Below are 14,981 nucleotides of genomic sequence, written 5' to 3'. Positions count from 1 at the left end.
TATATTCTGCGATTACACAATGGAGAAATGTTGTTATAATGTGTGTAGAATGTAACAAACAATCGATGAAGGAGGAACATCATGGAAAGCAAGATTGAGATTTTATCTACCCTTCGGATCGACTATACAGATAACCTTTATAAAGTGGTAGACGAATTGAACAGGACGCTGAAAAAAGACGACTATATGTTTGGCCTTGCACTTGATCCGGAAGATCAGCAGGTAGCAGTACTAACAATCTATCGTACATAAAAGAGTGATAATGATGAAAAAATGGATAACGATAATCGTGATAGCCTTTGTGCTCATTGGCGGCACTTCGGCCTTCTTGATTTATAAAAATTCACGAAGCCCGCTTCATAAACAATCGGAGGCGGCAATCGACCGCGTCAAAGAAGAAACAGCCATCACCAAAATCGAGGACACAAGCTTCTATAACGGAACCAAAGCATATTCTGTCATCATCGGTAAGGATGATGGCGGCAAGAAAAAGGTCGCATGGGTTCCTGAAGGTAAAGGGAAAATCATCGAGAGGGACTGGGATGGTGGCATCTCGAAGGAAGAGGCTGTCAAAAAGCTCAGAAGTGAGATCGAGCCCAAGGAACTTCTTTCCGTTAGGCTTGGCTACGAATCCGTCGGCCCCGTCTGGGAAATCACATACCTAGATGATCAGGAACAACTGAATTATTTCTATATGCTGTTCTCCAATGGAGAATGGTGGAAAAAAATAGAGAATCTATAATACAGGAGTGAGTCACGATGAACATTTCATTAGCCCAAAGAGTAAGTGCACTAACACCTTCCACAACACTGGCCATCACGGCCAAGGCGAAAGAGATGAAGCAGCAGGGAATCGATGTGATCGGACTTGGAGCGGGTGAACCCGACTTCAACACCCCTGACCATATCATCAATGCAGCACATGAGTCGATGATCGGCGGTCAGACCAAGTACACCCCTTCAGGCGGTACTCCTGCCCTCAAGGAAGCCATCATTCAAAAATTCAAGACTGACCAGGGACTCGAGTATGGCCCCGGTGAAGTCATCGTGACGAGCGGTGCGAAGCACGCCCTTTATACCCTGTTTCAGGTGCTCTTGGACGAAGGGGATGAGGTCATCATTCCGACTCCGTATTGGGTGAGCTACCCTGAACAGGTCAAGCTCGCCGGAGGTGTCCCGGTGATGGTCGAGGGAAAAGAGGAAAACGAATATAAAATCACACCTGAGCAACTTGAAGGGGTGCTTTCGTCCAAAACGAAAGCCCTCATCCTGAATTCCCCGAGCAATCCGACGGGGATGCTTTACTCCGAGAAAGAACTTCGTGCGATCGGTAAAGCGTGCATCAAACATGATGTCCTTATCGTTTCGGATGAAATCTATGAAAAGCTTGTATATGATGGGAACAAACATATCTCGATTGCACAGCTGTCACCGGAGCTCAAGGATCAGACCATCGTCATCAACGGAGTGTCGAAGTCCCATTCCATGACAGGGTGGAGGATCGGCTATGCGGCGGGTGATGCAACGATCATCAAGGCGATGACGAATCTTGCAAGCCATTCGACTTCAAATCCGACCACTACGTCTCAATACGGAGCCATCGCGGCATATGAGGGGGATCAAGCTCCTGTTGAACATATGAGACAGGCATTCGAAGAGAGACTGAACATCTTATTCGAGAAGCTCAATGCTATCCCAGGATTCAAGTGCATCAAGCCTCAAGGGGCATTCTACCTTTTCCCAAATGTCAAGAATGCGGCAGAGCTGACAGGCTATGAAGATGTGGACGCCTTTACGACGGCCCTCCTTGAGGAAGCGAAAGTGGCCGTGATCCCTGGTTCCGGATTCGGATCACCTGATAACATCCGCTTGTCTTACGCAACCAGCCTTGATTCATTGGAGGAAGCACTGAAACGAATTCATACATTCGTCGTAGCGCGCAGTAAGTAAGGACCGGCCCCTCTTCAAGGGGCTCTTTTTTCCAATCTGTTGCGACGCGATGATCGGGAAGGTATAATAAGGTACGATACATAAGTGTATAAGTTTTTGGAGGGAAAAAATCGTGAAAACCACAATATCTCAAGTTAATCGTTTTGTTGGGGAAGAAGTGACCATCGGTGCATGGCTCGCCAACAAACGTTCAAGCGGCAAGATCGCTTTTCTACAACTGCGTGACGGTACCGGCTTCATCCAGGGTGTCGTCGTCAAGGCTGAAGTCGAAGAGGAAATCTTCAAAAAGGCCAAGTCTCTTACCCAGGAAACGTCCCTCTATGTGACAGGTGTCGTCACGGAAGACGAGCGTTCACCTTTCGGATATGAACTTCAGGTGAAGGACGTCGAAGTGATCCATGAAGCCGTTGACTACCCGATCACACCGAAGGAACACGGGACAGAGTTCCTTATGGACCACCGTCATCTGTGGCTGCGCTCACGCAAGCAGCACGCCGTGATGAAAGTTCGGAATGAAATCATCAGGGCAACGTATGAATTCTTTAATAAAGAAGGATTCGTGAAAGTGGATCCGCCGATCCTGACTGGAAGTGCACCGGAGGGAACGACTGAACTATTCGCAACGAAATACTTCGAGGAGGACGCCTATCTTTCTCAAAGTGGTCAGCTGTATATGGAAGCTGCGGCCATGGCCCTTGGAAAAGTCTTCTCATTCGGACCGACATTCCGTGCTGAAAAATCGAAGACCCGACGTCATCTCATCGAGTTTTGGATGATCGAACCGGAAATGGCTTTTGTCACATTCAATGAAAACCTCGAAGTACAGGAACAGTACGTGTCCTATATCGTACAGAGTGTGCTTGAGAACTGTAAGCTTGAGCTTGAGCGTCTTGGACGTGACACAAGTAAGCTTGAACAGATCAAAGCTCCATTCCCACGCATCTCCTATGATGACGCCATCAAGCTCCTTCACGAAAAAGGGTTCGATGATATCACTTGGGGCGATGATTTTGGTGCGCCTCATGAAACGGCCATTGCCGAAAGTTACGATAAACCTGTCTTCATCACGCACTACCCGACTTCATTGAAGCCGTTCTATATGCAGCCGGATGCAGACCGTGATGATGTTGTTCTGTGCGCCGATCTAATCGCACCGGAAGGATACGGGGAAATCATCGGTGGATCAGAACGGATCCACGATGCCGAACTGTTGAAGCAGCGCATCGAAGAACACGATCTCGCTACAGATGCATACAAATGGTACCTTGAATTGAGGGAGTACGGTTCAGTTCCCCATTCAGGATTCGGACTTGGTCTGGAGCGGACCGTTGCATGGATCAGCGGCGTGGAGCATGTCAGGGAAACCATCCCATTCCCGCGTCTGTTGAATCGTCTATATCCGTAAGTAAAACGCCGTCCTGTGCATGATGCACGGGATGGTCTTCTTTTTTTTGAAGGGCTTATGGAAAAGAAAAACACCCTGTAATAGCAGAAAATGACCCGTAGCCATGATATACTGGTTAGGAGGTGTTAGTACTATGGATCATAAACGATTGATGTTGTCCTGGATCGAAGAAGGGACATTGAACATCCCCCATTTATTATTGAAACACTATCAAGCTCTCGGATTGAATGAAACCGAGCTTGTCCTATTACTCAATATCTACAGGCATTTGGATATGGGGAATCAGTTCCCTACACCCACTGACCTTTCAGAAACCATGACCTTAAGTGCTGAACACTGTTCTTCCCTTTTGAGGAAACTGATCCAACATCAATTCCTTGGGATCGAAGAAGGAGCTTCCCCGGAGGGCATCCTCTTCGAACGGTACAGTCTGATGCCCCTTTGGAGTAAACTGGCGGACCATATCATTCAGGATAGCAAAAGGGAGCAGACCGTTCAGGCGATGGAGGAAGAGGCGGATATCTATTCCGTGTTCGAACAGGAATTTGCTCGTCCCCTGTCTCCGCTGGAATGCGAGACCCTTGCCATGTGGTTGGATCAGGATGAACATAATCCTACCATCATCAAGGCGGCCCTGAGGGAGTCTGTCATCTCCGGTAAACTTAATTTTCGATATATCGACCGCATTTTATTCGAATGGAAGAAAAACGGCGTGAAGACCATCGAAGATGCCCGGAATCAGAGTCAGCGCTTCCGCCCGCATCAAAAAGCGGTTGCACCGAAGGAAATGAAATCCGAAGGGAAGCGAAAGTCGGTTCCCTTTTATAACTGGTTGGAGCAATAGGGTATAAAAGACCGGCCATCGTGGCCGGTCTTTTTCAAACGCATAGGGGAGGGGCACATTACTGAGTAAGGTTACCCCCCTCACACGTGAAAAGGAGGATGTATTTCATTGCTGAACAATAAACAGATTGCCATATGCCTGGATGAAATGAGGGGTATGTACCCGGAGGCCCATTGTGAACTCGTCCATGAAAATCCTTTCGAGCTCGTCATCGCCGTGCTGCTCTCTGCACAGTGTACAGATGTACTGGTCAATAAAGTGACAAAGAATCTTTTTCAAAAATACAAGGAACCTGAGGACTATTTGGCCGTCACATTGGAAGAGCTCCAGCAGGATATCAGGTCCATCGGACTGTACCGGAACAAAGCGAAGAACATCCGCAGCCTCTGTGAAATCCTTCTTGAGGAGTATGGGGGGGAGGTCCCGAGAGAACACGAGGAGCTTGTGAAGCTGCCGGGAGTAGGAAGGAAGACAGCGAATGTTGTCGTCTCCGTCGCCTTCGGTGTACCGGCTTTGGCCGTGGATACCCACGTGGAGAGAGTCAGTAAGCGTCTGGGTATATGCCGCTGGAAGGACAGCGTCCTCGAAGTCGAGAAGACGCTCATGCGCAAGATTCCCCGTGAAGAATGGAGCAAAACGCATCACCGCCTGATTTTCTTCGGCCGCTACCACTGCAAGGCGCAGTCTCCTCAGTGTGATATCTGTCCTCTGCTTGATTTATGCAGGGAAGGGCAGAAGCGGATGAAGAAAAAGGTGAGGGGATGAAGGATAGGGTAGAAGGGCAGCCGGATAAATACTGTTCGGAAGAACATAAGATTCCAGACGACGGAGGAAACAGCTTTCATCCAGAAGAGGCCTATCAGAATTGGGAAGAGGGCAAGGGTCTGATTTCCACCCTGTTCAAGGCGCGTGATGCCTCATCGGCAGATGAAATGGGAAGGGCGATCCTATGGTTCCATCAGCTTTTATTCTGGAGTAATGGATCTGAGGTCGATCTGTCCGATTGGCAGAAGGCGGTGGAGCGGCTGGAGTTGAAGCCCCACAACGTCGTGGACCGGCTATCTTTCATCCAGGAGAACCCAAGACTTGCTCATTCCTTCCTGCAGCTGCAGGAGCTTTTTGAAGAACAATGGAAGAGATATGCTAAGGATAGGGCGATGAAATCCATAAAAAAAAGCAGCGAGTAGACGTACTCGCTGCTTTTTTCTATTGGGCAGGTGAAGGGGCTTGATCTTGGGTACCGTCAGTCGTACCACCGTCACTTGGTGGCTCGGTATCGGTACCTCCTTGATCTCCGTCACCCTCAGCCGGAGGATTCTCATCACTTGGAGGGGTGCCGCCGTCTCCATTATCGGAGCCGTTATCGTTTCCACCGCCGTTCCCGTTGTCATTTCCATTTCCGTTTCCATTGTCATTCCCATTCCCGTTATCTCCTCCGTTGCCCTGATCATCTTCATTCCCAGGGGTGTCAGGATTCTCGGTATTGCCGTCGTCGGCATTGTCATCGGGTTGATCTTCCGGTTCTTCTGCTTGGTCTTCTTCGTCGTTGCCGCTCACTGTCACGCTCGTGGAAGCAGGGTCGCTTCGCTGACCGCCAGAGATGGCCAAGACTTCGAAAGCATACGTACCGTCGCCTTGAATGTTATCGACATTCAAGCCTTTTTTATCGGTGGTTGTCAGGGTTTGTTTTGATTCCCCATTGATTGAAACGGAGACTTCGAACTTGACGTCTTTCTTTTTCTTATAGTCCCATGATAGTTTGATGGATTGTTTCTTATCATCGTATTTTGCATTCAGTCCGCTTGGTGCATCGATCTTATCGAATTCAGACGAGACTTTCGACGGTTCTGTACCGCGTACGAACAGTTCCGTGATGATGCGGTCGTCAGGCGTGTAATCGCTAGGGAGTCTTGCGGGATTGCTTCCCATTTCGACTTTCGACTCGACAACGGAGTTCGGTTTTTTGAAGTCTGCCGTGTCGACGCCTTCATGTACAGAACTCATCAAGTCACTCACGATATACTGGGCGATATGCCTGTCGGTCGGATCGAGGGAGTTGGATTGTTTTTCGTACCCTGTCCAGACAGCCGCCGTATAGTTGGTTGTATACCCGACGAACCAAGAATCCGGAGCATTGGCTTTCGGGATACCGAGCTTCTCCCGATCTTTTTGTGAATAGTTGGTGGTACCTGATTTACCTGCCATCGGAAGCCCCGGTACTTTGGCATACAGTCCTGTACCTCTTGGGTTATCGATGACGCTTTTCAGGACATCCGAGATCATGTAGGCCGTATATTCTTTCATAGCGGCTTTTGGTTTGATATCAGGTTTGACTTCCGTTTCTCCGTCACGGAGTACCACTTTTTGAATGGCATGAGGTTTCGTATAGACACCTTCATTACCGAATGCAGCATACGCACCGGCCATTTGTACGGAGTTGACACCAGGTGATACACCGCCGATGGAGGCAGATTCATAATAATGGTCGAAATTCAATCCGAGTCCATTCACGAAATCCTCGGCTTTTTCAGGTCCGACTTCTTGGAATGCCTTCAGGGCCGGGATGTTCCGAGAATCCCAGAGGGCTTCCCTCATGGTGATCGGTCCTTTGAATTGTCCATCGTAGTTGTTCAATTCCGTTCCGTCGGAATATTTGTATGGTTCATCATCCAGGATATGATACGTGGACCATTTCAAGTATTCAACGGCCGGGGCATAGTCGATCAGCGGTTTGATCGTAGATCCCGGTTGGCGTTTGATGTCGGTGGCATAGTTGAATCCACGTTGTACATTCTTATCCTGTTCACGTCCTCCTCCGATGGCACGGATTTCACCGGTTTTTGTGTCAAGGAGGGTGATACCGGCCTGCATCGGCTGGTCGTATTTTTCAGGATAGGTGAAGGATGTGTTTTCACCTGCAAGGATTTCTTCCACGCGATCCTGTGCTTTCGGATCGACTGTCGTATAGACCTTCAGTCCATCTGAATAGATGTTGTAATCGCCCATGTCTTCGACTTCTTCGATTACCGCATCGACGAAGGCTGGATATTTATTGTCGTTCTTTTTAGCACGATCCTCTTTTGAGACGAGGCCTTCCGTGATCGGGACCTTTTGTGCTTCTTCTTTTTGTTTTTCCGTTATCCTTCCATGCTGGGCCATGAGGGACAGGACGATGTTCCGTCGCTTCTCGGCTGCTTCAGGATGTTCAAACGGATTGTAGTTATTAGGACTTTGAGGAAGACCGGCAATGACCGCAGCCTCATTCAGCTTGATATCCTTGACATCTTTGCCGTAGTAATAATCTGCTGCTGTAGCCATCCCGTTGATGCCATCAGACATATATACTTTGTTGAAGTACATCTCGAAGATTTCTTCTTTCGTGTAATCCTGCTCGAGTTTGATGGCGAGCCATGCTTCCTGTGCTTTACGTTTCAACGTCTTTTCGGGATTCAGGAATGAGCCTTTGATCACCTGCTGTGTGATTGTGGAGGCACCTTCGGAACCGAAGCCGCCCGTAATATTGGCCATGACGGCTCCTCCAAGGCGAATGAGGTCGATCCCGTGATGCTTGTAGAAACGGTTATCCTCTGTGGCGAGGACCGCGTCCTGCATCACCTTGGGAATATCCTCGAAGTTGGCGTATTCACGCTTTTCCTTTCCGACCGTGGTGATGAGATCACCGTTCATGTCAAAGATTTCCGAAGCAATCGGATCTTTCAATAATTTCTCATCAAGGTCCGGGGCACTTGAGGCGTAATAGGCGAACAGCCCGCCTCCTGCGATCATCCCGATGATCCCGATGACGAATAATGTTAAAATGACACGCTTGAACAGCGAACGTTTCTTCCCTTTTTTACCTGAGGGCTTTTGTTTCTGCTGGGCAAGGCGTTTTTCTTCTCTGGATTTGTACTCACCAGCCATTTTGGTTCCTCGCTTTCAATCTTCTGTCTATTTTAGTATTGTCCACGTTTTGAAATATACAACATGGAAGAAGACAAAATATAGATTAACTCATTTTCATAGAGCTAAAAATATAACTCTTGGACTATTTTTAGGTAGTCGACCCTTGGATGGAGTCCAAGGCGTATCCTTGTCCCGTCGCGCTCGATTTCCTCCTTGGTGATGGATTTGCGTCCACCGTCCAACATCCTCTTCCAATAGGCATGGAGAGAAGGGAAGGGAAGCAGGAACACTTCTTCCGTCGCCGAGAAGCGAAGGAGGACGAAGGTGATCCCGTCATGTTTATAAACCTCTTCCATGTGGGTAATTTGATGTTCATGGAAGTTTTTGAGAGGGAAGGACGTACTGTTTTTGGTTTCCTTGGCTTCAAAATCGATGTACCTCCCCTTGAAGACACCATTGTAGTCCGTCGTGGAAGGCTGCTTGAAATAGGCTTCTTTGATGACTGCGGCGCTTCTTGAAGGGTAGAGTACATCGACGATTTGCACAGGTGTGGGCTTTTTATGAATGACTGCCTTCCCTTGTACCAGATAATACAGATTGGTTTCATTGATATCTTCTTCGAGTGTCATCCCCCTGTTGCCATACGTTACTTGTTTCGGTTTAGCCCCGGGTTTTTTTGAGGGTCGTTCCGGTTCCACATATTTCTTTCCATTCGGATAATGGAATTTCATGGTAATACACCTCGCAGACTAATCTATATCATACCAGAAAGTCCCCGACTTTGTGTGAATAAATCATTACAAATCTCCTCACCCTAGATATATTAAGGATTCGGGGAGGATCAGATGAAAAGAATCTATCCGAATATACCCTCTATCGGAGAGGATAAACCTCTTCGCTATTGGATCATGATGATACGCGCCCAGGTACGTGATCACAATAAGGATAATATCTCGCGGACAAAGGCCTATCAAGGCTTCTTTGACCTGCACCGTGAAGTCAGATGGTCTCTGCTGGCATCACTCGTATCGAGGAATGCCGGATGGAATATGACTGACCTCAAAGGAGGGATCCTCGGTGATCTTCTTTCCCAGAGGCGCAGGAATGGCCTGTTCATGACGTATGAACGGGCCAATTGGACGATCTTTGAAGATGCCTATCCCCAGCTCCTCGTCTACCATTATTCGGTGCAGGCGGGGAAGGGGATGTTTCATCTCCTCGATGAGTTGCAGGTCTCTTCATTCATGAAGGCAGAGTGGAACTACTTTTGGGATCACCGGGATCTTGACCGACTCGTGACGGCGCTGATTATCAACGAACAAAATTTGATCCAGGAACCTGTGATCCTTGATCCCGTGTATCGCAGGATCTTTACATCCCCGCTATTTTTAGTGGAAGACCGCCTCCACTTCAGCTCTGTGATCTTCCCGACCCTTGATGGGCGCCTTTATGGAGCTAGTGTACATGGGTTCAGGGACTTGGACAACAGGATCCTTCTGGGAAAGAAGCTGTATCGCATCCTTTTCCACAGCGATCACTTTACCGATATCAAGAAATGGGCAGATATGGTCGAACCGAAGGGGTCACGAAGGGAATATGCAGAAGGGACGACCGGTTCATCGTCGCCCGAGCTCCGGAGTGTATACGGTGAAGTTCCCCATCATTTGAGAGGGAAGAGGGACTGGTCGAAAGGCAGATCGGTCAAGAACGAATGGTTCGATCCCGTTGATTTCCCCTCAGAAGTGGAGATCAAAAGCTGGTTCGTACATAAGGAAAAGCAGCTGATGAGAATGAACGGCCTCGCTAAATGCATGAAGAAGCTATTCCCCCCATTGAGATGGATGTCATGAATAGACGAAGACCCGGGCTTCAGCCTGCGGGTCTTCGTCATTCTTATATTAAGTGGAAGGGCGGTCCGGCCCAGTAAGTTTAGGATTCCCTTTAGCAGCATTTTGCTTGGATTCCTGTTGCTTGGGATCTTTTGTTTGCTTTTTCATGTTTTCCACCTCCATCCCTAGTATGAAGTGTGGGATCACCTTTTATTCAATCATGTCGAAGCCTTGTCTGTTGTCCACTATCTTTGCCGAATCGCTTCTAGTTTTGTCAGAGGGGAAGGGGATGTCTTCAAAAGGGAGAATACTCTTAGTAAATCAAAATGCTGGGAGGACCCCATTATGCATCAGAAACAGGAAATCATGTTAAAGCTTGCCGAGATCGAGGAAAGTCTTAATCAGTTGGAACAAAATTTGTATGACCGGATCCGGATCGAGAAGCAGGATAGAGTCGACAGTTTCCACATCGAGGTGCAGAAGGTTGAAAATCAGCTGGATCGATGTGAAGGGATCAGGGATCTTCGCCGTCCGTCCTCATCATTTGCAGTGTAAAAGCTTGAATTATCCATGAAGACATCATAAAATGACTGTAATGAAGCAGCCTTGGTTTAGGCTGCTTATTATTTTGAACCTGGGGGATTCGTGGATGGACAAGTTGATCGGTGTAACGGATAGCCTGCTCACTGAAGCAGGTTTCATGATAGAAGAATACAAACGAAGAAGGGAAAGTGGGGAGAAGGGGGATTTTTACCGGGATGTAAAACCCTACGCCGATAAGGTCAAAAGCTTGAACGATCAGTGGAGGTCTTTATCTGAAGAATGGGTGGCCACGTCCAGGCCGAAACACCTTCATCTTCCGCAAATCTCCAATACGTACGATAATATCGAAATGCTTTCGGTTCACTGTTTCTTCCCAGAATCAAGCTATAATCGATTCATCAGTCATTATCAATCTGTTTCCTATGTGCTGGGGACACAGCTCCATGAACTGAGGAAGGATTGAAGGGAAGATGTACCTGAAAAATCCGGGACCCCATCAAGCGGGGCCCCGGATTATTTTGTTCGTTCTATTTATTGATGGTCCATTGTCGGCTCAAGGTCTCTGATGAGCTCCTTATAATGTTGAAAAGTGATTTCATTGGAAATATAAAGTTTTTTGGCCATGGTCAGAAGGTCGAGGTGATTGGCTGCATCGTCGTGTTTACTCGTCTTGTAGCATTGAATCAATTCATTTAAACTCATTGTGTTTCCTCCCTTTACCGTCTTTTCAACAGGCTCGATCCCCTCGTGATGCCACAGAGGATTCCTGACACAATTCTATCATGGGAAGACGGTGGATTTGAGTTGTAAGAATAGTGTAACTATCGACATTCATTGTCGAAAAATCTGACCTCCTGGGTGTTTTCACCATTTTGCCTGAAGTATCATATGGTGTACTAAATGATGAAATCGAACGGGAGGGTTCATATGTATCCACACCATCACCAAAGGCAAACTCATCCATTCATGCATCCCGCGTATGGGCAGAATCCATACGGGGGTCTTCCGAATCTTGGGATGGATCCCTTTCAGCAACAGCTTCCCCCTCAAGAACCGGTTCATCAAATGATGCCTTATTCACAAATGCCGTCACAAACCTATTATTCGAATCCGTATTTCGATAATCCACTGCAGTCAAAGGAATACAATCCGTATCAGGCCTATGCTTCTCAACAAGGGTATGCCAATCCCTATCCGAAGGCGAAATTCATGGCGAAACCTTCTTCAGGGGGAATGGGTGGCATGCTGAATTCGTTCAAATCACAGGATGGCAAATTGGATATGAATAAAATGATGAACACCGGCAGTCAAATGATGGGGGCGATCAACCAGGTGTCTTCCCTGGTGAAGGGATTCGGGGCATTTTTGAAGTAGAAAAAGGCACCATTTCATGACGGACGCGATTATACCATTGGTGATTTCCGCGCAAGATGGCCGTTAACTTCTTCCGCGCCTGCAGGATTCTCTTCACCAGTGGTCTACGTCTCGCACTCCGATCAACCGCGGAAGCACTGTGACCAGAAACAAATTGAAAACCCGAAATCATTTGCCTGATCGTGGGCAATTGATTTCGGGTTTTACTATGGCTGAAACATGTTTGTTCCAGCCTCTTTCGTCATTCGATCCGGAGTCTGTTGCCAGTGTCTTTTTTCAGGATAATGGTGAGGATACCGTCTGCCAAGGAAGCTTTTTGTCCCACCTCATCGATCGTGCCCGGAAAAGCGATGCTCCTGCTGCTACGCGAGGTGGATTTTTGATAGCTGAATGTGCGATTGGGTTGATTGTCTTCAGTGAACTCTTCGTTTCTGGTGATGTTGATGGTCATATATTCAGGGAAGATGTCGAGCTCGATTTGCTCTTTTTTGATTCCTGGGACCTCGGCGGTGATGACGAAGCAATCCGCCCGCTCCTCCAGGGCCACAGGAAAGGAACCCCAGGGATTCTGGGAGGAGGAGAAAAACTCATCAATGCTTTGGAGCATCCCTTTCATCGGCTTTTCGTGGAAGAATTGATTCATGGAATTCATAAGATTTCCGAAGCCGAATGGATGTTTTGGTTGTTTATCCATCGTGATTCCCCTTTCGCCATGCCTTTTGCATCCAGTGTATGACGTAAGCCCACACGATGTGAATGAACTTTTGGGCATGCTCGTGGTGAAGGAAAGTCATGCCCCCATATTTTTTCCTTTGTATTCGAACATAGATTCGCTAAAATAGGAGGTGAGGTGAACAAGATGTTTCGAAAAAGCAATCTGCAACAACTCATTCAACAATTAAAGACCGATGAACGGTTCAGCGATCAGATCGGCCATTGGCATACTATAGAAGAAAAGCAGGCAGACACAGTGGATTTTCCAGAGGGCCTCGATCCCCGCATCAGGCATGCACTTGAAGTACGGGGGATTGGCAACCTCTACACGCACCAGCGATCGGCATTTGATCACGCACAGGCAAGTCAAAGTTTCACGGCAGTAACACCAACAGCATCCGGTAAGACGCTCTGCTACAATCTTCCCGTCCTCCAATCGGTCATGGAAAATCCCGATTCAAGGGCCCTGTATATCTTTCCGACGAAGGCACTGGCCCAGGACCAGAAAAGTGAGCTGAACGAGATCATTTCTGAAACGGGTGCTGCCATCAATAGTTATACCTATGACGGAGACACGGCGGCAAATATCCGTCAAAAAGTCAGGAAGGCGGGTCACATCGTCATCACCAATCCTGATATGCTCCATTCCGCCATCCTTCCCCATCATACAAAGTGGGTGTCCCTTTTTGAGAACCTGAAGTACGTGGTGATCGATGAACTCCATATCTACAGGGGGGTGTTCGGATCCCATGTGGCGAATGTGATCCGCAGATTAAAAAGGATATGTGCGTACTATGGTTCAAACCCGACCTTCATTTGTACATCCGCAACGATTGCGAATCCGAAAGAGCTTGCAGAAGGACTGACTGGAGAGGAGATGTCCCTTGTAGATAACAATGGGGCTCCTTCGGGTAGGAAGCATTTCGTGTTCTATAATCCTCCCATCGTCAACAAACCGCTTAATATAAGAAGAAGTGCGACGTTGGAGGTCAGGAGGCTTGCGGGGGAGCTCCTTAAGAATAAGATCCAGACGATTGTTTTCGCACGGAGCCGTGTCCGGGTGGAAATCATCCTTACGTATCTTCAGGAGCTTGTGAAAGGTGAGCTCGGCGCAAAGTCGATACGAGGCTACCGCGGGGGATATCTACCCACTCAGAGGCGAGAGATTGAAAAAGGCTTAAGGTCAGGTGATATCTATGGGGTTGTCAGCACCAATGCCCTTGAGCTCGGAGTGGACATAGGACAGTTGCAGGTCTGCATCATGACGGGGTATCCGGGAACGATCGCAAGCGCTTGGCAGCAGGCGGGGCGTGCCGGAAGACGGCACGGCGAATCACTCGTGATCATGGTGGCAAGCTCGAGCCCCCTTGATCAGTTCATCGTCGATCATCCCGAATATTTCTTCGGCCAGACGCCTGAAACCGCCAGGATCAATCCTGATAACCTCATCATCCTGGTGGACCACATCAAATGCGCGGCCTTCGAACTTCCATTCAAGGAAGATGATATATTCGGCGGGCTCGAAGTCGAGGATATGATGGAATTCCTTGCAGAAGAAAGGGTCGTCCACAAAAACGGAAGCAAGTGGTATTGGATGAACGACGCATTCCCTGCCCATAACATCAGCTTACGCTCTGCCTCACAGGAGAACGTCATCATCGTCGACCAGACGAACGTGGCGGCGGTGAAGGTAATCGGGGAGATGGATCGTTTCTCGGCTATGACCCTCCTTCACGATGAAGCAATCTATCTTCATCAGGGCATACAGTATCAAGTGGAGTTCCTGGACTGGGATGAGAAGAAGGCGTTTGTTCGCGAAGTGGACGTCGATTACTATACGGATGCGAATCTTGCCGTTGAACTGAGTGTCCTTGAACAGGACAAGGAGAGAGAATCAGGGTCATGGGAAGCGGCATTCGGTGATGTCATGGTGCGCGCCATGGCCACCATCTTCAAAAAAATAAAATTCGATACACATGAAAACATCGGATCGGGACCGATCCATCTTCCCGAAGAAGAAATGCACACAAGTTCCAGCTGGATTTCACTCAAGGACGATACAGGATTGTCACAAGAGCGGCTGGAGGAAGGTTTGATCGGGGCGGCGGAAAGCTTGAAAGCCATCGTCCCCCTTTATGTGATGTGCGATCCGAGCGATATCTTCGTCGTCCCCCAGATCAAGGCGGCTCACAATGAAAGACCGACGATCTTTATTTACGACCGCTACCCTGGAGGGGTGGGGCTGAGTGAAAAAGTATACGACCAGGTCGAAGAAGTACTAACGGAAACGAAAAACATGGTAGAACGATGTCCGTGTGAAACAGGCTGCCCATCCTGCATAGGGACCGAGCACTCGTTGGAAACCGCCAAGAAGGATACGCTGAAATTATTCGAGCTGTTCCTCTCATAGGAGGTGAAA

The 14,981-nt window shown here is 48.2% G+C and carries 16 protein-coding genes; 12 read left to right on the top strand and 4 right to left on the bottom strand.

The window, feature by feature from the left end:
* Positions 1–81 precede the first annotated feature (81 nt).
* From ABJ225_RS05860 to ABJ225_RS05830, 7 genes are all read left to right on the top strand, one after another.
* Complete coding sequence (locus tag ABJ225_RS05860; protein WP_079516288.1) at positions 82–252, top strand: YpmA family protein; 171 nt, start codon at positions 82–84, stop codon at positions 250–252.
* A 13-nt stretch (positions 253–265) separates the two neighbouring features.
* A complete protein-coding gene (locus ABJ225_RS05855; protein WP_218246077.1) occupies positions 266–742 on the top strand; it encodes a cell wall elongation regulator TseB-like domain-containing protein in 477 nt (158 codons plus the stop codon).
* 17 nt (positions 743–759) lie between these two features.
* Positions 760–1,950: a pyridoxal phosphate-dependent aminotransferase gene (locus ABJ225_RS05850; protein WP_286188233.1), complete on the top strand. Its 1,191-nt coding sequence runs from the start codon at positions 760–762 to the stop codon at positions 1,948–1,950.
* Between the two features lie 112 nt (positions 1,951–2,062).
* A complete protein-coding gene (gene asnS, locus ABJ225_RS05845) occupies positions 2,063–3,355 on the top strand; it encodes an asparagine--tRNA ligase (protein ID WP_056535792.1) in 1,293 nt (430 codons plus the stop codon).
* Positions 3,356–3,488: 133 nt separating this feature from the next.
* On the top strand, positions 3,489–4,199 hold the full coding sequence (locus ABJ225_RS05840) for a DnaD domain-containing protein (protein WP_347318947.1): 711 nt from the start codon (positions 3,489–3,491) through the stop codon (positions 4,197–4,199).
* 108 nt (positions 4,200–4,307) lie between these two features.
* Positions 4,308–4,964: an endonuclease III gene (gene nth, locus ABJ225_RS05835; protein ID WP_347318945.1), complete on the top strand. Its 657-nt coding sequence runs from the start codon at positions 4,308–4,310 to the stop codon at positions 4,962–4,964.
* A complete protein-coding gene (locus ABJ225_RS05830; protein ID WP_218246075.1) occupies positions 4,961–5,386 on the top strand; it encodes a YpoC family protein in 426 nt (141 codons plus the stop codon). Before nth ends, ABJ225_RS05830 begins: the two co-directional genes overlap by 4 nt.
* 19 nt (positions 5,387–5,405) lie before the next feature.
* On the opposite strand, the gene ABJ225_RS05825 is transcribed toward ABJ225_RS05830, so the two are convergent.
* On the bottom strand, positions 5,406–8,120 hold the full coding sequence (locus ABJ225_RS05825) for a PBP1A family penicillin-binding protein (protein WP_347318943.1): 2,715 nt from the start codon (positions 8,118–8,120) through the stop codon (positions 5,406–5,408).
* Between the two features lie 104 nt (positions 8,121–8,224).
* Complete coding sequence (recU, locus tag ABJ225_RS05820) at positions 8,225–8,833, bottom strand: Holliday junction resolvase RecU (RefSeq protein WP_218246073.1); 609 nt, start codon at positions 8,831–8,833, stop codon at positions 8,225–8,227.
* 114 nt (positions 8,834–8,947) lie between these two features.
* On the opposite strand from recU, the gene ABJ225_RS05815 reads away from it, so the two are divergent.
* The 3 genes from ABJ225_RS05815 (at position 8,948) to ABJ225_RS05805 (ending at position 10,937) form a co-directional block, all read left to right on the top strand.
* Entirely contained in the window at positions 8,948–9,952 is a 1,005-nt protein-coding gene (locus tag ABJ225_RS05815; protein WP_347318942.1) for a DUF2515 family protein, read from the top strand.
* A 324-nt stretch (positions 9,953–10,276) separates the two neighbouring features.
* Entirely contained in the window at positions 10,277–10,486 is a 210-nt protein-coding gene (locus ABJ225_RS05810; protein ID WP_218246071.1) for a hypothetical protein, read from the top strand.
* Between the two features lie 94 nt (positions 10,487–10,580).
* The gene (locus tag ABJ225_RS05805; RefSeq protein WP_053426769.1) at positions 10,581–10,937 is read left to right on the top strand and encodes a YppE family protein; all 357 of its coding nucleotides are present in this window, start codon (positions 10,581–10,583) and stop codon (positions 10,935–10,937) included.
* 68 nt (positions 10,938–11,005) lie between these two features.
* Here ABJ225_RS05805 and yppF read toward each other — a convergent pair whose 3' ends face one another.
* On the bottom strand, positions 11,006–11,176 hold the full coding sequence (yppF, locus tag ABJ225_RS05800) for a YppF family protein (protein WP_079516278.1): 171 nt from the start codon (positions 11,174–11,176) through the stop codon (positions 11,006–11,008).
* 225 nt (positions 11,177–11,401) lie between these two features.
* Here yppF and ABJ225_RS05795 point away from each other — a divergent pair, with 225 nt between their 5' ends.
* A complete protein-coding gene (locus ABJ225_RS05795) occupies positions 11,402–11,848 on the top strand; it encodes a YppG family protein (protein ID WP_347318941.1) in 447 nt (148 codons plus the stop codon).
* A gap of 241 nt (positions 11,849–12,089) precedes the next feature.
* Here ABJ225_RS05795 and ABJ225_RS05790 read toward each other — a convergent pair whose 3' ends face one another.
* Positions 12,090–12,542 carry an Hsp20/alpha crystallin family protein gene (locus tag ABJ225_RS05790; protein WP_218246069.1) on the bottom strand — a complete coding sequence of 151 codons (453 nt, stop codon included), beginning with the start codon at positions 12,540–12,542 and terminating at the stop codon, positions 12,090–12,092.
* Positions 12,543–12,707: 165 nt separating this feature from the next.
* Here ABJ225_RS05790 and ABJ225_RS05785 point away from each other — a divergent pair, with 165 nt between their 5' ends.
* Entirely contained in the window at positions 12,708–14,972 is a 2,265-nt protein-coding gene (locus ABJ225_RS05785; RefSeq protein ID WP_148984785.1) for a DEAD/DEAH box helicase, read from the top strand.
* Positions 14,973–14,981 lie beyond the last annotated feature (9 nt).

The sequence above is a fragment of the Rossellomorea sp. RS05 genome (assembly GCF_039822645.1).
GTDB classification, from domain to species: domain Bacteria; phylum Bacillota; class Bacilli; order Bacillales; family Bacillaceae_B; genus Rossellomorea; species Rossellomorea marisflavi_B.
The sequence above is the reverse complement of the archived record's forward strand: the minus strand, read 5'-3'. Positions and strand labels throughout refer to the sequence as shown.